The 22,168-nt window shown below is 41.2% G+C and carries 18 protein-coding genes and 2 pseudogenes; 9 read left to right on the top strand and 11 right to left on the bottom strand.

All coding sequences use genetic code 11. The features are described from left to right. The 8 genes from E3K36_15530 to E3K36_15495 form a co-directional block, all read left to right on the top strand. Nucleotides 1-431 (top strand): c-type cytochrome (locus E3K36_15530; GenBank protein ID MCF6156605.1); only part of this gene is annotated, 431 nt, incomplete at its 5' end. Nucleotides 432-506: 75 nt separating this feature from the next. Next, nucleotides 507-2,936 carry a hypothetical protein gene (locus E3K36_15525; GenBank protein ID MCF6156604.1) on the top strand — a complete coding sequence of 810 codons (2,430 nt, stop codon included), beginning with the start codon at nucleotides 507-509 and terminating at the stop codon, nucleotides 2,934-2,936. A 295-nt stretch (nucleotides 2,937-3,231) separates the two neighbouring features. Beyond that, nucleotides 3,232-4,248, top strand: a complete 1,017-nt coding sequence (locus E3K36_15520; protein MCF6156603.1) for a DUF1573 domain-containing protein — start codon at nucleotides 3,232-3,234, stop codon at nucleotides 4,246-4,248. Nucleotides 4,249-4,265: 17 nt separating this feature from the next. Then, nucleotides 4,266-5,624, top strand: a complete 1,359-nt coding sequence (locus E3K36_15515; protein MCF6156602.1) for a hypothetical protein — start codon at nucleotides 4,266-4,268, stop codon at nucleotides 5,622-5,624. Between the two features lie 2 nt (nucleotides 5,625-5,626). Then, nucleotides 5,627-7,816 carry an alpha-amylase/alpha-mannosidase gene (locus E3K36_15510; protein ID MCF6156601.1) on the top strand — a complete coding sequence of 730 codons (2,190 nt, stop codon included), beginning with the start codon at nucleotides 5,627-5,629 and terminating at the stop codon, nucleotides 7,814-7,816. 54 nt (nucleotides 7,817-7,870) lie between these two features. Continuing rightward, the gene (gene galT, locus E3K36_15505) at nucleotides 7,871-8,896 is read left to right on the top strand and encodes a galactose-1-phosphate uridylyltransferase (protein MCF6156600.1); all 1,026 of its coding nucleotides are present in this window, start codon (nucleotides 7,871-7,873) and stop codon (nucleotides 8,894-8,896) included. A 164-nt stretch (nucleotides 8,897-9,060) separates the two neighbouring features. After that, complete coding sequence (locus E3K36_15500; protein ID MCF6156599.1) at nucleotides 9,061-10,902, top strand: PAS domain-containing protein; 1,842 nt, start codon at nucleotides 9,061-9,063, stop codon at nucleotides 10,900-10,902. Continuing rightward, complete coding sequence (locus E3K36_15495; GenBank protein ID MCF6156598.1) at nucleotides 10,902-11,279, top strand: response regulator; 378 nt, start codon at nucleotides 10,902-10,904, stop codon at nucleotides 11,277-11,279. Before E3K36_15500 ends, E3K36_15495 begins: the two co-directional genes overlap by 1 nt. A gap of 91 nt (nucleotides 11,280-11,370) precedes the next feature. On the opposite strand, the gene E3K36_15490 is transcribed toward E3K36_15495, so the two are convergent. The 10 genes and pseudogenes from E3K36_15490 to E3K36_15445 form a co-directional block, all read right to left on the bottom strand. After that, entirely contained in the window at nucleotides 11,371-11,691 is a 321-nt protein-coding gene (locus tag E3K36_15490; GenBank protein ID MCF6156597.1) for a hypothetical protein, read from the bottom strand. Between the two features lie 108 nt (nucleotides 11,692-11,799). After that, nucleotides 11,800-13,173 (bottom strand): tetratricopeptide repeat protein, encoded by a 1,374-nt coding sequence (locus E3K36_15485; GenBank protein MCF6156596.1) that lies wholly within the window; start codon nucleotides 13,171-13,173, stop codon nucleotides 11,800-11,802. Nucleotides 13,174-13,179: 6 nt separating this feature from the next. After that, nucleotides 13,180-15,864: a valine--tRNA ligase gene (locus E3K36_15480; GenBank protein MCF6156595.1), complete on the bottom strand. Its 2,685-nt coding sequence runs from the start codon at nucleotides 15,862-15,864 to the stop codon at nucleotides 13,180-13,182. 135 nt (nucleotides 15,865-15,999) lie between these two features. Continuing rightward, entirely contained in the window at nucleotides 16,000-17,361 is a 1,362-nt protein-coding gene (locus tag E3K36_15475) for a PDZ domain-containing protein (GenBank protein MCF6156594.1), read from the bottom strand. Nucleotides 17,362-17,439: 78 nt separating this feature from the next. Continuing rightward, nucleotides 17,440-18,099 carry a DUF4145 domain-containing protein gene (locus E3K36_15470; GenBank protein ID MCF6156593.1) on the bottom strand — a complete coding sequence of 220 codons (660 nt, stop codon included), beginning with the start codon at nucleotides 18,097-18,099 and terminating at the stop codon, nucleotides 17,440-17,442. Between the two features lie 95 nt (nucleotides 18,100-18,194). Continuing rightward, nucleotides 18,195-19,745 carry a glutamine-hydrolyzing GMP synthase gene (guaA, locus tag E3K36_15465; protein ID MCF6156592.1) on the bottom strand — a complete coding sequence of 517 codons (1,551 nt, stop codon included), beginning with the start codon at nucleotides 19,743-19,745 and terminating at the stop codon, nucleotides 18,195-18,197. Between the two features lie 188 nt (nucleotides 19,746-19,933). Beyond that, nucleotides 19,934-20,091 (bottom strand): annotated as a pseudogene (locus tag E3K36_15460) (addiction module toxin, HicA family). A gap of 55 nt (nucleotides 20,092-20,146) precedes the next feature. Beyond that, entirely contained in the window at nucleotides 20,147-20,353 is a 207-nt protein-coding gene (locus E3K36_15455; GenBank protein MCF6156591.1) for a type II toxin-antitoxin system HicB family antitoxin, read from the bottom strand. Between the two features lie 400 nt (nucleotides 20,354-20,753). Next, a pseudogene (locus E3K36_15450) lies at nucleotides 20,754-20,934 on the bottom strand (integron integrase). After that, nucleotides 20,834-21,040, bottom strand: coding sequence for a hypothetical protein (locus tag E3K36_15445; protein ID MCF6156590.1), 207 nt, complete (start codon nucleotides 21,038-21,040; stop codon nucleotides 20,834-20,836). The pseudogene E3K36_15450 and the gene E3K36_15445 overlap by 101 nt, the downstream one beginning before the upstream one ends. A gap of 277 nt (nucleotides 21,041-21,317) precedes the next feature. On the opposite strand from E3K36_15445, the gene E3K36_15440 reads away from it, so the two are divergent. Continuing rightward, nucleotides 21,318-21,734 (top strand): nucleoside diphosphate kinase regulator, encoded by a 417-nt coding sequence (locus tag E3K36_15440; GenBank protein MCF6156589.1) that lies wholly within the window; start codon nucleotides 21,318-21,320, stop codon nucleotides 21,732-21,734. Here the strand turns inward: E3K36_15440 and E3K36_15435 are convergent. Continuing rightward, nucleotides 21,725-22,054 carry a hypothetical protein gene (locus E3K36_15435; protein MCF6156588.1) on the bottom strand — a complete coding sequence of 110 codons (330 nt, stop codon included), beginning with the start codon at nucleotides 22,052-22,054 and terminating at the stop codon, nucleotides 21,725-21,727. The two genes, E3K36_15440 and E3K36_15435, sit on opposite strands and share 10 nt — an antisense overlap. Nucleotides 22,055-22,168: the final 114 nt, after the last annotated feature.

Below are 22,168 nucleotides of genomic sequence, written 5' to 3'. Positions count from 1 at the left end.
CAAAGAGGGGTGAGAAGTTATTTAATGATCCGAATGTAGGGTGTGCGGAGTGTCATCCTGGTGATGCAATGGATCCGAAGGCCTTATTTAGCGATGCACAGACCCATGATGTGGGAACCGGTCGTGTAGGAGTGAAGGGTTTCAGGTCAACACCGGGTAAGGTATTTAACATGCAGGCATTGAATGCCGGTGAGGATCCCTATGGAGAGGAGAGCGATACGCCGATCATTGGGTTAGACCTGGTGAAGGAGTTTGATACACCGACCCTGAGAGACATCTATGCTTCAGGTACGTATTTCCATGACGGAAGCGCCAGGACGTTGATTGACACGATCAACAACACGGTAAATGATAAGGACATGCATGGAAGGACGTCACACCTGAGTGCTCAGGATTTGCAGGATTTGGTGGAGTTCCTGAAGGCGCTATAAGTAGGGTAGTATGGGAAGAGAAAAGAATTGGTTCAAGTGGAATATTTTAAGAAAGTGAAAGGAGAAGGCCAACAGATGAGTAAGAGGATAATAGGAGGGGTAATGGCATCGGCGTTGATAGCCGGTGCGTTGGTCTGTGGGGATATCTTTGCATCGAACCAGGTAATGACAGGTGGTTCGAAGCAGGGAAAGGCCTTATGGACGGATTATTGCGGGATGTCGAAAGAGGTGCAGGGTCCTGTGGATGTGATATTGTTTACCCAGTCACCCAGGACGGCAAAGGGTGATCCGTATCAGAACTATCCGCACTATGTGTCAGAGGGTAGCCGGATTGTATCATTCAATTTAAAGACGAAGGAATTAAAGGTACTGACCAATGATTTTGCGTCAGCCTTTGATCCATGCACGTACTGGGATGGGAAGAAGTTCACTTTTGCCGGGATTCACAAGAAGGGCGGCGGATGCCAGATATGGGAGATGAATATAGATGGCAGCGGGATAAGGCAGATGACCGATTATAAAGGCACGTGCCGCAGTCCGATCTATTATGCGGCTGGTAGTATTGAGGAGGGTCAGGGTCGCATCATATGGAGAGACAGGTATTTTGAAGGAGACTGGAAAGAGAGAGGGACGGTAGAGAAGACGGGGTTCATTATCTTCGCCGGTTCTCCGGATGGTGTAAAGGACGAGTTCCATAATCCGTATGCGTATAATCTTTTCAGGTTGGATACGCAGGGAGGCCATGTAACGGAGAGGATTACCGGTCACGTGCTGTCAGGTATAGAGTTTCCGCACCTGAATACCACGATAGACCAGATCACCTACAACGTGAGTTCGAACTATGATCCTGCACTTACGCCGGATGGAAACATCCTGTTTTCCAGCGTCCAGGCCAATGGGAGCAGGGCAGAAGGGAAAGGCCGGGTGTTACTGGAAGTAGACAACTGGGATGGTGCATATCCAAGGGCGATTTATGGTAACTGTCCGGATGAAATTGGTGGGGCATGTGGAAGGTCTCAGGCGAAGATCACCTTTGGTGACAGGAAATTGGTATATGTAGAGTCACCCTATATGAACTGGGGTGTTGGCCAGCTGGCAGCAGTCAGTTGGGATGCTCCGTACAACAAGACCTACGAGAGGCTGACGAAGGACGATGGCGGATTGTACAGGAGTCCTTACCCGCTTCCGGATGACAGGATGCTGGTATCCTATGCAGAGAGAGGCGATTTTGGCATCTATTGGTTTGACTGCAAGAATGGCAAGGCAGGGGAATTGGTATACAATGATCCGGAGTGGAACGATCATCAGCCGGCCCCTGTGTATATTAAGTACAAGCCAAGGTGGATCAACACCTTTACAGCCGGGAAGAACTTTGGCGTAACGACGGTGACCTATCAGCCGTTTGACCAGGTGAAGGTGGAAGGGTATCCACATTCCTGGGGTACATGGATTTGTTTTGACACGACCTTGACGGACACCAAGGTTGGTCCCTATCCCAGCGAGAGGGCGAAGGAAATGAAGCCGGGAGATGTGAAGGCGGTGAGGATAGTCCAGGGTGTGCAGTGTGTGGAGCCAGATGAAAGCAGGTTCAAGGCGGGAGTTGGAAGCCACCTTTTGGGAGGCTGCAGGTCAAGCAGCAACTCAGGAACTGCATTCCAGCAGAGGAGGATCATCGGGTATCAGTATGTAGAGGATGATGGTTCAGTGGTAACGTCACAGACGGCAGACACGCCATACTACATTCAGATATTGGATGACAGGGGGATGGCAGTACAGAGCGGGTTGTCATGGGCGTATCTGAGGCCGTATCATGGCAGGATTTGCAGTGGATGTCATGATGGCTCTTACAGGGGCAGGGCATTCCAGAACCAGCATACAAAGGCGTTGTACAACTGGTGGTATGATGACAGGAGTCACTATGATTCACCATTTGCATTTGCATACCTGAAGCTTGATAAGAATGGTATCTATCAGGGAGTAAAGCATGGTGAAGACGTTGTGGTACCATCGGACGTGTACTATGGAGGTCCATCAGGTACGACATCACAGCCGGTGGAAGGGTTAACGGATGAGAAGAGGAGGACGGTGGATTTCCGCAGGGATATTCAGCCGATCATCGATGCGAAGTGCGCCGGATGTCACAATGCGAATCTTCCTCCGGACTTAAGTGGCGGTGGAGAGCTGGCGAGTGTTGATGGTGTTGCAGCATTCAGCCGTTCATACAATAGCTTGCTTGAACCACAGAGGGGTAAGGATCCCAACCTTGGTGGTAAGTATGTTCATCCATCATCAGCCATCAACAGCTTGTTGATCTGGAGGCTGTATGAGGAGGCCTTAAGTCAGTTCGCACCGAGAGAGAATGTATTCCCGATTGAGGGAAGGGTAATGCATGACAAATTCCTCACGCAGGATGAGAGGTATTTGTTTGTCGAGTGGATAGACATCGGGGCGCAGTGGGATAACATCCAGGGTCCTGATTTTTATCCTGGCTATCATGCAAGATAATGCCTGAGGTAAATCCCTGAGCCTGTCTGTACGAAGGCAAGGGAATGGGAAGTAAAACGATGAAGAGCTGGGTCGCGTGGGTGTCTCCCCACCACCCAGCTCTTCGTGTTTTTAAGATTATCAATATTGATTTTCTTTGATTGAAGGTATAAATTATCGTAATATAAGAAATTATTAAGTCGATTTTGCTAGCCCTCATATTATAAAAGCGTGTGAAATTCTGCAGGAATATGTGTTGTTACTAGGTAAACTCATAAAGTATTGTGTGTAAATTAAAAAGGAGATACATATTGCTATGAAAAAAATGAAAATGTGTTTAATCATAGTACAACTGTTATTCATGTCTATAACATGCTGTAATGCCTTAATGGCAGATATAATAGATAATGAAAAGATTTTGAAAAAGCCTAAAATAGTTTTTGAAGAGAAAATATATGATTTTGGTAAAATTTATATGGGCGAGATTGTGAAACATGGATTCAAATTTAAAAATCTTGGGTCTGATGAGTTGATTGTAACCAGTGTTAAATCATCATGTGGATGTACTGCCGCATTGGTATCTAAGAGTAATTTGCTCACAGGCGAAGAAGGAGAGGTACAGATTAAATTTAATCCAGGCCGTTTTGTTGGCAGGGTAACGAAATCAGTTACGGTGAACTCAAATGATCCTAAAAATTCAACATATAAATTAACGATCACCGGAGAAATAATTGAAGAAGTCCGTGTTAGCCCAAAGCAAATTAATTTTGGTATCATAAGAAAAGGTGATTCTTGTACCAGGAATATAGAGATAAAAACAATACCTGAATTGAAAATTGAAGTAAAGAAGGTAGAGTCACCTAATCCATATATTACACTCACACAAAATAAAACAGCAGATAACAATGTCCATAGTTATCAAGTTTCTATTGAAAAATATGATTTCATTGGCAAATTTAATGGAATTGTATTTTTCTATACAACTAGCAACAGACAGGAAAGGATAGATATCCCGTTTTCCGGAGAGGTTGTTGGGGATGTTACTTTTTATCCGGAAATAGTAACTTTTGGTAGTGTTAAAAAAAATCAAGATACAGAAAGAACGGTTATCGTTAATTTTGTGAACAAAGATGTGAAAATAGAAAAGATTGAAGCTGATCCAGGTCTAGTAAATTATGCAGTGTCTGACTTAAATAATAGTACTAAGAAAATAGACATTAAGCTGGGTAAAGATATAATGGCCGGGAAAATCACAAGTAGTTTAAGGATATACACAAACAGTGCTATTCAACCGGTTATTACTATCCCTATCAATGGAGAAGTAAGGGGGTAATTAAGTATCAGTTCTTTATGAAGATGCACCTTGGATGTTTCATTGCTTTTTTCATTTTCATTATGTTTCTACCTATTTCGATCCATGCTTTTCCGGAGAAAGTATCAATATTATTTTCCGGGGAGGAGTTGGGGAGTCTTGAACCGTGCGGTTGCTATGAGGGTCAACTTGGGGGAATTTCTAGAAGATATTCGTTTATAGATTTCTTTCGAAAACAAAAGAACATTGTTTTGCCAGTAAGTTTAGGCGATCTTACAGGGGGTTATAGTAGACAGGATGAGATTAAACTGGAAATTCTGTGCCGTGCAATGGGAGAAATGGGGTATGTATTGCATAACCTTGGAGAAAAGGATATTGGAATTAGTCCACGAATACTTAGTTTTTTATCCCAAACGAATACAGTAAAATTTCTTTCAAGCAACGTAAAAATTGTTACTCCATTTCCGATAAAAATCAACCAATATATCATAAAGGAATGTTTTGATTCCGGGCATTTTTTCAAAATTGCCTTTTTCGGTATCCTTTCTAAATCCCTCGTCAGCACGTATGCGTTGGATTATGTGAATGTATCTGAGCCAGTAAAGGCACTAAGCCCTCTGGTTAAACAGTTGCATGGTAAGGCAAATCTTTTAGTATTACTTTCCCATGCATCGCTGGAAGAATCTGTTGAGATCGCGAAATTCTTTCCAGAAATAGGATTAATTATAAGTGGGCACAATAGCGATGAACCAGGGGATGCAATATATGTTAATAATACTCCAGTTATTTCTCCCGGGATGGGTGGAAAGCATATTGGAGTTGCGCAGTATTCAATAAATAAGAAAGTTGTAGAAAGAAAGTCCGTTGAGGTTATTCCATTGGGCCATACTTACAAAGATTCAAAAGAAATGATTTTATTACTGAAGGAATATCAGCAAATACTGGTAGATGAAGATTTATTAAGTAAGGCGCCACAGGCACCTCTTCCAGAGGGGTTATCCTATGTGGGCAGTTTTGCCTGTGGAATATGCCACAAGATAATATACGATCACTGGCACAAAACAGCTCACGGTACCTCATACAATACCCTGGTTGGTGTTGGCCATCAATACGACCCTGAATGCATTACGTGTCATACGGTCGGCTACGGGGATATTTCTGGATTTTTAAATTACGAAAAAAATCAAAACTTAACAGATGTGGGTTGCGAAAGCTGTCATGGTGCTGGAAGTAAACATATAAAAAGTGTAAATGATAACTACGGTTCAACAGGTGAAAGAAATTGTGTGATTTGTCATGATAGCGAACACAGTCCAAAATTTCAATTTGCAGAATATTGGAAAAAGATTAAACATCCCAAAGAAACACTAAAAAAGCTTCCTAAAACGCTTGAATAATAATGATCAAGATAGCATTTTATTGGCATCAACACCAACCTTATTATAAAGACAATTTAACCGGCGAGTACTCGATGCCATGGGTGAGACTGCATGGGATAAAAGACTATATCGGTATGGCGTTATTACTAGAAGATTTTCCCAGAATACGTCAAACGTTTAATTATGTGCCCTGCCTGCTGGAGCAACTTAAGGATTATGAGGAGAATCGTGCCAATGACCAGTTTTGGAAATTAACAAAAATACCAGCAGAGGATTTAAACCAGGAAAATAAACTTTATATATTGGATAATTTCTTCTCTGCGAATCATCAAAACATGATCGATATTTATCCGAGGTATAAAGAATTATTGAAGAAGAGGAATTTCAGAAAGAAATTGGCACGAGATGTAGTCAGTGTTTTTTCTAACGAGGATTTTCAGGATTTACAGGTGTGGGCAAACCTCACGTGGTATAATCCGTTAGTAATTCAAAAAGACCCTTCGTTATCAGAATTAGTAAAAAAGGGCGAAGGGTTTACAAATGAAGATAAGGAAATAGTTCTATCAAAACAAACAGATGTAATAAGACAAATTATTCCGCTTCATAAACGATTACAAGATTTGAAACAGATAGAGGTTACTACCTCTCCCTATTATCATCCAATTTTACCTTTATTGTGTAATCAAGAAGCCGCAAAAGTTATTTTACCGAAACTGCCTTTACCAAAAAAAAGATTGTTGGCAATTGAAGATGCAAAAATACAGGTAGAAAGAGCCGTTCAAACTTACGAAAAATATTTTGAACAAAAACCACATGGAATGTGGCCTTCCGAAGGCGCTGTTAGTGATGATATTATTCCCATTTTGACTCAGGCAGGGTTCCATTGGTTAGCATCAGACGAAGAGATACTGGCTTGTTCTCTGGGTAATAAAGTATTGAGAAACAGGTGCGGGGAGGTTGTTGTGCCTGAGTTATTATATAAACCTTACCGGATCAATATAAAAAATAATACTATAAACATGGTGTTTCGTGACCATGCTCTTTCAGATTTAATCGGATTTCAATATTCAAAATATCATGCCGATTTTGCGGTGTCTGATTTCATAAACAGGATAAATAGCTTGAAGAAGTATAACAACAATGGGAAACCTCTCCTTGTGACGATTATATTGGACGGAGAGAATGCCTGGGAACATTATCCTGACAGTGGTGTAGATTTCTTACGAAGACTGTATCGTGCAATTAGCGACGATAGTGATCTGGAATGTGTCCGTATTAGGGATTATTTGGAAGAGTATCCCCCAGAGCAAACATTGCAGCATATTAGTCCTGGTTCGTGGATTGGACATAATCTGGCAACATGGATTGGGCATGAAGAAAAGAATGCAGCATGGGAATTAATAGAAGACACGCGGTCTTTTCTCGTAAATCAAACAGAAGGGAAAACCCTTTTGTCGCCGAATATTATTATGAGTAAGGCGTGGGAAGAAATATTCATAGCGGAAGGCAGCGATTGGTTTTGGTGGTTTGGTGACGATCATTTTACCCATTATAAAGATGAATTTGACAGTTTGTTTAGATTGCACCTGAAAAACGTATATAAATTATTTAATGTGTATACTCCAAGGATATTGGATGTTCCTATTTCTAGGATGGCTCATCGAAAACCATATTCATATCCAAAAAGATTTTTATCTGTTAAACTGGACGGGCTCGTGAGCAATTATTTTGAATGGCTGGATGCTGGCAAATATAGCGCAAGTAGGGATATGGACACAATGCATAGGACATCCGATCAACCTATTCAGCAGGTGTTCTTTGGATTTGATATAGATACTTTATTTATAAGGGTAGATTTTCACGAAGATTTGTTTTCTCAATATATTAATAAGGGAAGACTGGTAATTACTTTTGTCCAGCCAGAGGAATTGCAATTATATACTTCTTTTTTTGCCGATAAACCATTGAGATTTAAGATAAAAAATAAAAGTCATACTTACGAAAGGAAAGATTTTTGTAGTATTTCCTTGAATAAAATAATTGAATTATCCTGTCCTTTTGTAGATTTAGGCCTTTTCCCGGGAATAGATGTAGAATTTTTTATTGAACTGGTGAAAGAGGATGAGGTTACTCAAAGGATGCCCCTTAGGACGGTATTTTGTTTTTCTGTACCATCGAAAGATTTTGAAAGAATGATGTGGCAGGTGTAACAACGCCAGGGACCACAAGATTAATTTCCAAAAAGACAATGGAGGACGATAAAAATGCCGGAGCTTCGAAAAGACCCCGTTTCTGGTCGTTGGGTAATTATTGCTACAGAAAGGGCAATGCGTCCGACTGATTTTAAATCGGAACCACAGTCTATTAGAGGTGGTTTTTGCCCTTTTTGTGAAGGAAATGAAGACAAGACACCACCAGAGATTATGGCATATAGAGAAAGAGGCACTCAATCCAATACAAAAGGATGGCGAGTGAGGGTAGTACCAAACAAATTTCCCGCGTTAAAAATTGAGGGTAATTTAAACAAACATGGTGAAGGAATCTACGATTCGATGAACGGTATTGGGGCGCATGAAGTGATTATTGAAAGCCCGAAGCATGTCACTTCTTTGACAGAACTTGATAACAAACAAGTGGAGGAGATGTTGTGGACATACAGGGACCGACTCGTGGATTTAAAAAAAGATAAACGATTTATTTACGGATTACTTTTCAAAAATGTAGGTACGGCTGCAGGCGCTACCCTGGAACATTCCCATTCACAATTAATTGTTACACCAATTGTGCCGATATCAGTTATGCACGAGATGAATGGATGCGAAGAATTTTACAAATACAGAGGCCGTTGTTTACTTTGCGATATGGTTCAACAAGAGTTATCTACCGGGACGCGAATCGTGCTGGAAGGTGATACCTTTGTTGCCTTTGCACCGTATGCCTCACGATTCCCTTTCGAGACATGGATTTTGTCAAAAATACATTCTTCACATTTTGAGAATTTGCAGAAGCTGGAGATCGAAGAATTGGCACAAGTGTTACGTGCAGTTCTTCTTAAGCTTGAGGCATCCCTTGAGTTCCCCCCTTACAATTATATTGTCCATACAACGCCATTTATTTTTGGAGAAATAGAACATTATCACTGGCACATCGAAATTATCCCACGTTTAACAAGGGTTGCAGGTTTTGAATGGGGTAGTGGTTTTTACATAAATACAGTAACACCGGAGCATGCAGCAGAATTTCTTAGAAATGTAAATATAGAAAAGAAAGCAGTGGTAGTGCAATCGTGAAGACGGGTGGATTTATTTAAGAACAAGATGCAATGGACTAATCTTATGAAAAATGGGATGGCACAGGATTGGTCCTGGGAAAGAAGCGCAAGAGAATAAGCTGCACTTTATAAAAAATCGCTAAAGAAGAATGATTTGACGGTATAGGAATTTTCATTTTTTTTATGCGGATTTTTGGGATATGTTATAATCAAAAAGACGATAAAAAAACTTGTAAGTGTACCTATGAGATGAGTCATGTCAAATATGAAGAGTGGATTATGGTGTTACCACACATTTTAAAAGATAAATTCGACAATGTCGTAAACGACCTCGTGGATGCGCTCGATGCCGGATTGTCCGTAATGGATAAAGATCTGAATATTGTTTGGGCTAATAAGACCCTTTCTAAAATGCTCAACTTAAGGGATGATCCCGTAGGGAAAAATTGCCGTGAGATTTATAAATGTGAATGCAAGGAGACGAAATATTGTTCTGTTCTTAAAACGCTGTCAAGTGGTAAAAAACAGTTTAGTGAGATCCAGTTAATTACAGAAAAAGGAGAAAGAAAGTATGTTAAGAATATTTCTCTACCTATCAGAAACGAAAATGGTTCTATTATCCAGTTACTTAAACTCTCGATAGATACCACAGAGCAGGAAGAGAAGATCCATCGACTTTCTTTATTGCGAAAACTTGCAGAGTTGATGCAGGGGCCGCTGCAAACCGATCGGTTACTTCACTTAATTTTGACCTGTGTTACCGCCGGAACTGCATTGGGGTTTAACCGTGCAAGGCTTTTTCTGGTGGATAAGGAACGGGATATTGTCTATGGTAAGATGGCCGTTGGTCCCTCCAGTTGGGAAGAGGCAAATAAGATATGGAGCGAAATAGCCAGTAAGTATGAAAAATTAGAGGACCTTATTAAAGTATCAGAAGACCATTATCGTGAGGATACTCCCTTGCACATGATTACACGACTGATGGCTTATTCTTTAGCAGATGAAAAAGAAATCATCGTTTCATGTGTAAAAACAAAAAAACCTATTTTGGAAAAGGATGCCTTTCATAATCCAAAGAGTAATAAAAAATTTGTAAGCATGATTAATGCGAACGAATTTGTTTGTGTGCCATTAGTGGTTAAAGACGAAGCGATTGGAGTAATTTGTGCCGATAATGTTTACAGCCACAAACCAATAACAGAGGAACAGGTTGAACTTTTAAGTATTTTTGCTAACCGTGCGGCATTGGCAATTGCAAATGCAGAAGCATATGAAAAACTCGAAGAAAAGATTCAACAGCTCAAAGATACTCAGGAAAGACTAATTCGTTCTGAGCGGCTTGCCGTTATAGGAAACATGGCGGCATATATTGCGCATGAGATCCGTAATCCACTGGTGACGGTAGGTGGGTTTGCCAGGGCGATTTTGCGGGATTCTATTAACAATAAACAGACTAGACAAAATATAGAGATTATTGTTGAAGAAGTTGGTCGATTAGAAAAAATCCTTGCGAATATTATGGATTTTAGTAAACCCGTAGAACAAGCGCCGGTTAAAGTGCTGACTCAAATAAATGAAATATTAGAAAATACATGCTCCTTAATGGATCCGTATTTTAAAAACAACCGCATTCAGTTGATAAAAAAATTGGATACAACTATACCGAAAATTAATATAGACCCCACCCAAATCAAACAAGTATTTTTAAATCTTATAAAAAACGCAGTAGAGTCAATGACCGATGGCGGTACTCTGATAATAGAAACTATGGTGGAAAATGAATACGTGAAAATTAATATATCAGATACCGGTGGGGGTATGACAATAGAAGCAATGCAAAACATTTTTATGCCTTTTTTTACAACAAAGGTAGACGGGACGGGTGTAGGATTGGCAGTATCCCGCAAGATCGTAGAAGACCATCAAGGCTATATAAAAATGAAAAGTTCATTACACGAGGGAACAACTTTTTCTGTCTTCTTACCGGTAAAAAAGACAAGTGCATTTTTTAAGGAGGGCGAATGATGAAAACTATTCTCGTGGTAGAGGACGATAAAAATCAACTTTTGCTCTATAAACACGAATTGTCATTAGAAGGATATAACATTATTACAGCGAAGGATGGCCTGGAGGCTATAATAAAGGTAAGGGAACAATTGCCGGATCTGATTGTAATGGATATTAATATGCCTAAAATGAACGGGATCGAGGCGATGGGGAAAATCTTAAACGAGCATAGGAAGATACCTATTATTATTAACACTGCTTATAGCAGTTACAAGGATGATTTTATGTCATGGGCGGCCGATGCTTATATTATTAAGTCATCAGACTTGAAAGAACTGAAAGATAAGATAAAGGAATTGATTCGAAAGCAGCAAAACCAGAGACAGCCTGAATAGGCCAAGAAATAAAAAAGGCATTCTTACATTTTTCTGTTGTAAGAACGCCTTTTTCTCATGTTCTTGTTAATTTGTTGTTGTGAATTATCTTTTAATGATGACCTTCTTCGTGATGATGTTCTTTACGTTTTTCACATTTTTCATCATCACAGAACTTACAAGGGTCTTTTTTAAATACAGTTGCACAGTCGTTACAACACAAAGTAACCTTTTTCCCTTCACACTCTACCATTACGCCTTTATCCTTCTCAACTGCCTTGCCGCAAACCACGCACTTTGTTTCTGACTTTTCAGCAGCAGAGGCTTCCTTCGTGCCACAACAACTCGATGCATATGTCATCTTGACTGTATAAGATGTTAATACCATAAATGCAATTCCAACAACGCTTACAAAATATCCAATACGTTTCACGCATTCGCTCCTTTCAAATAATAATTGTTAACTTAAAATGATGTATATTGCATATTATAATGCATATACTGTGATTTTTAAACAAAAAGTGGATAATTATTGCTTGAATTATTTCTTTTTTACATCCTTTGCACATCGAAAACCTACGCTTAAATTAAATAAGTTTGGTTGTTCTGATTTTCTTGTATTTGTTCGTACCTGGAAGGGTTGTGAAAAACGTGAACCCCCTCGTATAATGCGCCGAAGACCGGTATCAGGACCCTTTGGATTTTTGTGGGGGGATTCTGCATAATATGTATCAAGATACCAATCGGCGCACCATTCATAAACACTTCCTGCCATATCGTAACAACCGTAAACGCTTTTTCCGTTTTCAACGCTACCAACTGGTTTCGGCTCACCACTGAGATTGCATCGTGCAGGGTCCCATTCATTTCCCCACGGGAACTTTCTTCCGTCAAGTCCCCTCGCCGCCTTTTCCCATTCTGCCTCTGTGGGAAGCCGTTTCCCCGCCCAGGCTGCGTAAGCATAGGCATCATACCAATCAATCCGTACAACAGGGTAGTCAGGGACATTATAGTACTCATTATCCCAGAATCGCGGAGTATGGTCCTTTCCGCTGGGCTCTCCTTTAAAACATTTGCTGTGATCATTTGTCTTCTTCATATAATCCAGGAATTCCCAGTACTGTGCGTTTGTTACTTCATAACGGTCAATTTCGAATGCATCGAGGTAAACCTTATGTTCAGGATAGGCATCCTCTCTTGCATCGTTTGTACCCATAATAAACTCACCTTCCGGCACGACGACACTCCCGTATTTTTGTTTTTGTTCTATGAGCGCCTTCTTCATGATTTCGTCTCTGTTTTTGAAGGTATCCATAACTTGCTTACCTTTTTCTACTGCGTTTTTTAGAACGACAACGTAACTCTGTACCTCAGTAATATCACTGGCATCCGGAGCAAGAACAATGTACTTTTGCAGATGATAAATGGCCTGCTCGGCATTCCCAAGTTTACTGTAAAGCCATCCCATGTTGTAATGTAATGCAGGAAAATCCGGGAATGCCTCTTCGGCCTTTTTGTATGCCTCTATTGCTAAATCATATGATTCAGCATCGCAGTAATCATTGCCTTCTTTATAATGCTTTTTAGCAAGGTCTTTTTTTTGTTTTAAAGCATCAGCTTCCTGGATAGAGGGTGGTTCTGTAAATGGAACAAGTTTTTTGCCATGTTCCTTACAAAATTTTTCACCTTGAGCCCCTTCTTTTTTGCACTCAGGACAAATCATCTTCATAGGGATATCTACTAATTGAGTTCCATCATCACCGCAAAATTTTGTTTTTTCTGAGAACAATTTATTGCATGTTGGACATTTTTTAGTCAGTGCCTTTGTGGTAGAAGCACCCGCGTAAATGAACGAAACCAAAACAAAATATGGCAAAGTTCCACAGAATAAAATAATCAAATACAGTCTTTTCATAGCACTTTATCCAAGGTCATTCAAAATAAGTTTTATTTTTGATATTTGTTCTAACAATTCCTTTTCCCGATTTTGTTCCATTGTCACCACATGGGCGGGTGCCCTTGCAGCAAAATTTCTATTTTCAAGCTTGCGTCGTACCACCATTAAGTAATCTTCGAGTTGTTTTAGATGTTTTGATTGGCGCTCCTTTTCTGCAATTGGATCAATAATTCCCGCAAGTGGTACAAAAGCCTGTATTCTACCAATAACTTCAGAAGCAGAGTTGTCGGGTCTTGCAAGGTCTTTGCCGATTTCCAGATGTTCAACATTGGCCATCCGTTTGAGTAGACCTGAATGTTCTTCCAATTCATACTCGCCATCTCCGGAAAGAGAGATAACGGCATCCAATTTTTGCCTTTCCTTAATATTCATCTTGCTGCGTATATTTCGAATAGCCCGGATAACGTCCTGCAGGATAGCCATGTTCCCTTCAGAAACCTGATCTTCAAATCGTTTGTCCTCCCTGGGCCAGACGTCACGTATAAGATACTCGTGACGCATTTCTTCCTGAAAGCTGATTTTGTTTTTGGAAACCGCTCTTTTTAAGTTCTGCCATAATTCTTCTGTAATAAAAGGGATGAAGGGATGCAGCAGATGTAATATCTGATCAAAAACCTTTGCGAGTACCGTTTGTGCTACCTTTTTGTCTTTGTAACTTACCGGTTCATACAGACGTGTCTTTACGATTTCCAGGTACCAGTCGCAGAAGGAGTGCCAGGTAAAATCGTAGATCTTCATGGCTGCGTCATTAAATTTGAATTGTTCCAGGTACAAGGTACATGCCTTAATAGTTGTATTTAATCGGCTGAGAATCCATTTGTCTTCAAATTGATAGTCTGCTGGTTCCAGATGAATTTCTTCCGGATATTCTTCCTCCAGATTCATGATGATAAAACGCGCCGCATTCCACAATTTGTTAGTGAAGTTACGGCCCATCTCAAACCTGCTCTCCGATAGTTTTATGTCCTGGCCTTCCGTGGTCAGGACAATGATCGAAAATCGCACGGCATCCGCACCGTATTGGTCGATCATGACGAGGGGATCAATACCATTGCCCAGTGATTTGCTCATTTTCCTGCCCTGTTCGTCGAGGATAGTTCCATGGATGTAAACGTTAGAGAAAGGGATGTGCCGCATGATTTCAAGTCCCATCATAACCATCCGTGCCACCCAGAAATAGATAATTCCCCGGTCGGTAACAAGGGTAGACGTCGGATAGTAATATCGCAACTCCGGTGTCTCCCTGGGCCAACCCATCGTGGAAAAGGGCCACAGGGCAGAACTGAACCATGTGTCGAGTACATCCTCATCCTGTTTCAGGGTAACACTGTTGCATTTTGAGCACTTCGCGGGTACATCGCGCGCTACGGTAATTGCACCACAATCATGGCAATACCAGGCAGGAATACGGTGTCCCCACCAGATTTGTCTTGAAATACACCAATCACGCACATTTTCCAACCAGCTCAAATAGATCTTTTCCCAACGTTCAGGGAAGAAGGTTACTAATTTTTTTCGTGAAGCCTTAATGGCGGCATCTGCAAGGGGACGCATCCTGACGAACCATTGATCGGAAATATAAGGCTCAATAACGGTATGGCACCGATAACAATGTCCTACCGAGTGCTTATGAGGAGTGACCATTTCGATAAATTTTTTTAATTTTAATTCTTCTATCAATGCATCCCTGCACTCAAATCGGTCCATTCCCTCATAATCTCCTGCAAGTTCATTCATAGCCCCATTTTCCTGCATAATAACAATTGGGGTTAGGTTGTGGCGTTTGCCCATTTCAAAATCATTGGGGTCATGAGCAGGGGTAACCTTAACCGCACCAGTTCCAAATGATGGATCGACAAATTCATCGGCAATTATGGGTAATTCACGACCTATGATAGGCAGGGTAAGGATTTCACCGATTATATCTTTGTAACGCTCATCCTTTGGGTTAACGGCCACTGCAACGTCTCCTAACATGGTTTCGGGACGGGTTGTGGCTACAATCAGAAAGAGATGCGGGGCATCCTTGAAGGGATATTTTATGTGCCACAGGTGTCCTTCGTGTTCCTCATGTTCAACCTCATCATCGGCTAAGGCAGTACGGCATCGGGGACACCAATTAATCAGGTATTTACCCTTGTAGATTAATCCTCGCTCATAGAGACCCACAAAAGTTTCCTTTACCGCAGTAGAAAGTCCCTCGTCCATGGTGAACCGTTCCCGTACCCAATCACAAGAACTTCCCAGTTTTTTCAATTGCTTAATGATGGTCGATCCGTATTGATTCTTCCATTTCCAGACTTCTTCTATAAAACGTTCCCGTCCCAGTTGTTCACGCTTGACACGTTTTGTTGCCAGTTCCCTTTCAACCACATTCTGAGTGGCAATACCCGCATGATCCGTACCGGGCATCCAAAGGGCATTGTATCCCTGCATGCGTCGCCAGCGGATCAAAATATCCTGGATAATGGTATTCAGGGCATGTCCCATATGGAGCACGCCAGTCACATTAGGAGGAGGAATAACAATAGTAAACGGTTCTTTTGTGGGATCCGGTACACTATGAAAACACCCATTCTCCTCCCAAACTTGATACCACTTGTCTTCAATTTCTTTAGGATTATACTGTGTTGATAGTTTTGTCTGCATAGTTTTAATAGTTTACCGCAAAGATGTCAGGAGCGCAAAGCTTTAAAATAAGTTGAAAGTTGGCAGTTAAAAGTTTGCCTTAAATCTGACAACTTACAACTTTCTTTGCGTCCTTTGTGTCTCTGTGGTGGATTATTACTCCTCTTCCATCTCAAAAAGGGTAACTTCACAAGAAATTTTTTTCCCACCTCGTTCGATATCAATGGCGCAGGTATCACCAAATTGCTTCGTCTGGAGGTAATGAACCAGTTCCATCACGCTTTTGACAACTTTTCCGTCAATCGAAAGAATGATATCACCCACCAGGAATCCAGCCTTTTCAGCCGGACTTCCGGGAGTTATTTCTTGTATAACCAATTTATTGTCGCTTGTTCTTTGGATCTGGACTCCCAAATATACTCTTTTTTCTTGTGTCTCCGTGGGGGGGATAACCCATACAAAATCGGCTGGTTCTAACGGAATTTCCTGCAAAAACAGGTCTTGATCAGTTGATGGTTTCGTTCCGCGAAATTCGGCTGGATAAATTGTGTAATACGGTAAAAAAGTGCGGCGAAAGACCCGCTTCGGAATGCCAAAATCGTATATTATATGTCCGTTTCCAGCAAAGATGAGAATCTTTTTGTCCTTACCCTCCCAGGAAGACAGATAGTTCACAATTGTCTGAGCCATGTACTCTTCCCACAAACACTGTACATCGTTATATTTTTCTAAATCTGCCGAAAGGCCAACCATATGCTCCCGAACAGCCCTCTCCAGATAGACCCGATGAAAAAAATCGCTCGTATCAATTTCAGGTAATTGCTTTTTTTCTTCCTCAGTCAAACCTTTTAGCCCTTTCTTCCTTACCATTTTTACCACTTCCCTTGGGGCATTTAAGGCGATCACAGGAATTTTCTTTTCGCGGGCAAAGTCCAGGATGTCTTTATACAGGGTATAATCATATCCCCACTCCTTATCCCATCTTGTCTCCGCTAAAAACTTCTGTTCATCTATTTCTCCGGCGATCCACTGGTCTAGAAAAGGTTGGTATGGCCTTGTGAACATCTCCATACCAATGGCTATATTGCCTCCAAATTTTTCATAATATGCCTTGAGTACCTTCAATTGGACCTGATGAGATGCCTTGTTGGCATGGGTTTCTCCAACATAGATGACAGTAGCGCAATCAAAAAAATGATACAAGTTAGAAAACTGCACCTTTTCACCCGTAGGGATATAAATAATGTCGTCAAGGGCTACCTGTTCCGGAAAATTTTTTAGCCTGTTGGTTTCTGAAAAGGCTGGCATCGGTAATAGAAGAGAAAAAAACAAAAGAAAGAAAAAAACCTTGCCAAAACTCTCTTTTATAAAGTTTGACGTTATCCATGCCTTAGTACCCTTTTTTATAATGGCATGGATACCACCAAAATGGTCAAAGATCTCGTCGATGGCCGCATTGACCTTTTCCCGGTCGCAATCTACATAGTCGACGATAGAAAAACACGTTTTGTTCGTCATGAATAAACCAAAAAATAATAATGCCAGGTAAAATTAATTTTTAAACAATATACCATTTTTTGGTTATTAATCAAATCCTCATTTTTTCGTACTCCTTTTATCAACTTCCTTCAGTTTGAGATTTAGTATTTCCCGTTTCCTTTTTATTATTGCAGGTTGAACAAAATAAAAATTAAATAGGGCTTCCAACACATCGAGATTCCAATCTGCCTCGCCTGGCTCAACGTCTACAAGCTCACCAGGCCTTTCACTCTTGATTGGATGGGCTGCAAAGTTGCCAATGTTCCGGATATCATCGATAGACTCCGCTATATACGGCGGCAAACTTCCACTGTCTAGCACTTCCTGGATTTCATTTGCAAGATTGGATGGATTAATATTTGCCTTTCCTCGCAACAATCGTTGCAGGCAGCGGCGACTTAAGGCCGCGCTTGCCTTTGGACTGTCAGCAAGGACTGCACAAGCCTCTCTATATTCCCTTGCAAATTCCTCAGGGATTTCTTTTGAAAGTGGTACACGACTCGGGGCTCTGGGATAGATAAGACGCTCGTCTTTGATGTACTCTAAAATGTGTCGGCCTCCAATACTGCCTATTTTCCCACTCCCCAAAACAAGTACAACCCGCTCACAGGATGGGCACTTCCTGCTAATGACACCCCAATCACCACTTGCATCGTTACCGACTGGTATTACTTCGTAGAAATCGTGAAATGATTCCAGGCAATGTGGACATTTCATATGTAGGCATTCCTTTTAAAAATGTTTTAAAACTCTAAATAAATCAATGAGCTTTTAGTTCGTAAAAAGTATCATGAATACAAAAGCAGGGGTGCCTATTCCCACTCGATCGTACTCGGTGGTTTCGTGCTAATGTCGTAAACCACACGGTTGACGCCCTTGACCTCGTTGATAATCCGATTGGAAATGATTCCCAGTACCCCATGAGGTATGGGATACCAGTCGGCGGTCATAAAGTCAGTTGTCTCTACAGCACGGACGGCGATAACGTTTTCATAACTCCTTTCATCTCCCATGACCCCGACAGTGCTCAGTGGCAAGAGTACGGCGAAACACTGGGCAATAGAACGATAGAGACCTGCCCTGCGTATTTCTTCGATAACAATCCTGTCGGCGTTACGAAGTATTTCCAGTCGGGGCTTCGTCACCTCGCCAATAATTCGAATGGCCAGTCCCGGTCCCGGAAAGGGATGACGCCAGACCAATTCTTCCGGCAATCCGAGTTCCTCTCCTATCTTTCGTACCTCATCCTTAAATAAAAGTCGCAGAGGCTCTACCAATTCAAACCCCAATTCAGCTGGTAGTCCGCCCACATTATGATGGCTCTTAATAGTTGCTGTCGGACCGCCGTGGACAGGCACGCTTTCGATGACATCGGGGTAAAGTGTGCCCTGCGCCAGGAATTTTGCCTGAGATATTTTTTTTGCCTCTTCCTTGAAAATCTCAATGAATTCGTGTCCAATGATCTTGCGTTTTTTTTCAGGGTCGGTTACGCCTTTTAATTTCTCTAAGAATCGATCTCGTGCATCAATGGCGTGCAGGTCTACCGTAAAATTCTCTTTAAACGTTTTTATAACCTCATCGGCCTCGTAGTTCCTCAGAAGCCCGTTATCGACAAAAATACAGGACAGGTGGTTCCCAATGGCCTTGTGGATGAGCGCTGCCGTGACGGCAGAATCAACGCCACCCGATAGTCCACATACTACCCTTCTGTCTCCGACCTGCCTGCGAATGTCACCCACAGATTTTTCTATATAGGAATACATCTTCCAGTCGCCTGTGCAACCGCAAATTTCATACAGAAAATTACGGATAATCTGACTTCCCTGCGGAGTGTGTGTAACTTCAGGGTGAAACTGTACACCATAGAATGCCTTTATTTTATGCTTTACGGCTGCGTAAGGACAATTTCTGGTAAATGCGAGTGACTCAAATTCTGTGGGTAATTCAACCACCTGATCTCCATGACTCATCCATACGGTAATGTCTCTGGCCAGTGATTTGAATAACTTGCTTTCGTTGTTAACCGTACAGGTAGTTCTTCCGTATTCACGAGTAGGCGTAGGTTTTACTGTGGCGCCTAGCATCTGACACCCCAGTTGCATCCCGTAGCAGATACCCAGTGTGGGTATTCCCAGGGTAGCTATTCCTTCATCACACCGAGGGGCATTTTTTATATATACGCTGGCTGGGCCGCCGCTGAGTATAATGCCCTTTGGATTGGCCTTCTGTATCTCCGCTGTGGTAATCTTGTGTGATACAATCTCGCTGTAAACATTATTCTCTCTCACCCGACGTGCAATAAGCTGGGCGTATTGAGAGCCAAAGTCGAGGATTAAAATTTTTTCCTTCTTATCTTCAATCATATCATTTTCCTGAACGTAAAGTAGTTGTTGTAAAAATTCCCAGTCTTTTTACAGTAAATGGCTTAAGTAGGTTGACATTGAATGCTGTCATTTCGGGAGAAGTGAGGAATCTTAAGTTTTTTCAATAGATCTGCTCCTTCGAAATGACAACTTTTTGTCATTTGAAATCACAAAACATGTTTTTGTTCTCAATTTTTAGAAATAGCCTCGAATTCTTCCAATCCTATTCTCATTTGTTTTAATATACTTCTAAATATCCCTAAAGGTATTTCTTTTTTATCATTGGAAGAATTGCAATATAACCTTTTTCATTCTTGTATTTTCCGTGTGAGCCTTTCTGCGAAATAAAACGGAAATTTAATTTATGCAGCACATATTCCACATCGCGTGAAGAATACAATTTAGACATTTATTTTTTCTCTGCCTATAAATATCTTTTCAATTTCTGGAAGCGCTAAATCCTCTCCTTCAAAATACAATTCAACGGCTTCTTTCAAGTTATTTACTGCTTCATCTATAGTATCTCCAAAAGAAGATACATTAACATTGAGACATTGCGAAACATAATATTTACCTTCTTTCCAAACTACATAATCCATTTCCTTCATACATCATACCTACCTTTCTTTTCTGTCCTCATTCATTAATTCCTGTCGAGAGCCGAAATCGAGTATTAGTACTTTTTATTTATTTGCTTCCATAACATTTCGTTGTCGTTGATACAAGTAACGTTTTCAAAATATTCAAAATTCTAGTTTGAACTAAAGCTAATTTAAACACCTAAATTCATTGTGAGTAATCTTATCACATTTTCAGATAATGGAAACATTTTTTCTTCCTTTTCTACTTCACCAAAGTCTGTATATTCTCCGTTTTCATCATCAGAAAGCCGCGTACCTGTTCCAAGTAAAAAGTTATTGCCATCCGCTACGCAGGTGGTAATGACTTTTTGAATTAAAACTTAGATATGGTGACCCTTAATCCTCCAGGGGGGAGCTTATCCCAGGATCAGAAATCGAGCGGGCTTTTCACCTCTTTAACGGTCTGACTTTTGATCATATGAGTGTATATCTATGGTCGTCCTTACATCACTGTGTCCCGGCATCTCCTGAATGGTGCGGATATCGTAGTTGGCTTGCAACAGATGGGTTGCGAAACTGTGCCGAAAGGTGTGGGACGACACCCTCTTCATATAAAAACAAAAGGGCGTTAAACGCCTGGTTCTTGGAAGAAGCTGAGACGCGGCATTGCACAGCCAGGAAACGTATGAAATCCTTCACATCGGACGGATTCAAATCGGAGGGTTTCTTGCTTTTTGTAAAGGCTTGAAACTTCTTTTTTACTCAGTAGTATGCTGTATTTAGTGAATAAAGCGGCAGGGATATTGAGCATGAATACTTATCCTGTTTGCTGTTATCATTCAATATGCGTTGCTAACGGATTAGAAATTATATTTATGATGACTTCATATGTCAAATAAATGCTTTTTTGCTTGACGTGCACTATGCCTTTTTGGTTTAAAATGGAAAACTTGTTAGTAACATAGTTGGCACTCATGATATGGAGACAATCATGGCAACACGAAAGCTGTACATTACAGAGTTTGACAAATCGCGACTCGAAGAACTCATCGCAGTGGCCGAGGAGTTCGGTGGTCATGACAGGAAGGATCTGGAGTCTTTGGCAGAAGAATTGGAGAAGGCGGTAGTGGTGTCTCCCAAAAACGTGCCTGCAGACGTGGTGACCATGAACTCAAAGGTCGTTCTGCGTGATCTTGATACTTCTGAAGAAGTGACCTATGTTCTGGTCTTTCCAAGGGATGCGAACATCGATGCGGGGGCTATCTCGGTTCTCGCCCCTGTGGGCACGGCGATCCTGGGATACGCCAAAGGAGATATTGTGGAATGGCCTGTCCCGTCTGGGGTGCGCCGTATCCGCATTGAGGACGTTCTTTACCAGCCCGAAGCGGCCGGAGATTATCACCTATAGGACCAACAAACGGGTGCACGCGACGGCGTATCGCCCGCGTGACCCGTAGCGTTAGTCAGCAATGCGATTTTACTATTTTTAACTTCAAGAATTTTATCTGTAGTATCTTCTTGCAGTTCCTCTTTGATAACGTTTAACCATAAACAAATAAGCGTTAAGTATCGAACCCGCCCTGTTATTGTTGTGAGTCCCGGAAGTATCAACTTTGCAAGCTGTCCGGCAAACGTCTCTGTTCCAAGCGGGTTACTGCTTGAAGTTTCATCGTTTTTTGAATCGTCTTTTTCTGTCCAAAATAATATTTCATTAAGATTCACGGGCAATCTTGTTTTACTCCATGGAATAAGAAAGTCTTATGCCGGGCATTTTGTACAAACCGGATGATGCAATTTTCATCTTTACCTTCTATTATCTTGCGTCATGTGTCATGTATCCAG

The sequence above is a fragment of the Candidatus Brocadia sp. genome, assembly GCA_021646415.1.
In the GTDB taxonomy this organism is placed as follows: Bacteria; Planctomycetota; Brocadiia; order Brocadiales; family Brocadiaceae; genus Brocadia.
Note: the sequence above shows the minus strand (reverse complement) of the source record. Positions and strands in the feature narration are given on the sequence as shown.

Bases quoted from the DNA above. Each gene is read 5' to 3' on its own strand.
- E3K36_15500 (MCF6156599.1), top strand. From the start codon at position 9,061: ATGCGGATTTTTGGGATATGTTATAATCAAAAAGACGATAAAAAAACT.
- galT (MCF6156600.1), top strand. From the start codon at position 7,871: ATGCCGGAGCTTCGAAAAGACCCCGTTTCTGGTCGTTGGGTAATTATT.
- E3K36_15510 (MCF6156601.1), top strand. From the start codon at position 5,627: ATGATCAAGATAGCATTTTATTGGCATCAACACCAACCTTATTATAAA.
- guaA (MCF6156592.1), bottom strand. From the start codon at position 19,745: ATGATTGAAGATAAGAAGGAAAAAATTTTAATCCTCGACTTTGGCTCT.
- E3K36_15515 (MCF6156602.1), top strand. From the start codon at position 4,266: ATGAAGATGCACCTTGGATGTTTCATTGCTTTTTTCATTTTCATTATG.
- E3K36_15485 (MCF6156596.1), bottom strand. From the start codon at position 13,173: ATGAAAAGACTGTATTTGATTATTTTATTCTGTGGAACTTTGCCATAT.
- E3K36_15480 (MCF6156595.1), bottom strand. From the start codon at position 15,864: ATGCAGACAAAACTATCAACACAGTATAATCCTAAAGAAATTGAAGAC.
- E3K36_15520 (MCF6156603.1), top strand. From the start codon at position 3,232: ATGAAAAAAATGAAAATGTGTTTAATCATAGTACAACTGTTATTCATG.
- E3K36_15470 (MCF6156593.1), bottom strand. From the start codon at position 18,099: ATGAAATGTCCACATTGCCTGGAATCATTTCACGATTTCTACGAAGTA.
- E3K36_15440 (MCF6156589.1), top strand. From the start codon at position 21,318: ATGGCAACACGAAAGCTGTACATTACAGAGTTTGACAAATCGCGACTC.
- E3K36_15495 (MCF6156598.1), top strand. From the start codon at position 10,902: ATGAAAACTATTCTCGTGGTAGAGGACGATAAAAATCAACTTTTGCTC.
- E3K36_15455 (MCF6156591.1), bottom strand. From the start codon at position 20,353: ATGAAGGAAATGGATTATGTAGTTTGGAAAGAAGGTAAATATTATGTT.
- E3K36_15525 (MCF6156604.1), top strand. From the start codon at position 507: ATGAGTAAGAGGATAATAGGAGGGGTAATGGCATCGGCGTTGATAGCC.
- E3K36_15475 (MCF6156594.1), bottom strand. From the start codon at position 17,361: ATGACGAACAAAACGTGTTTTTCTATCGTCGACTATGTAGATTGCGAC.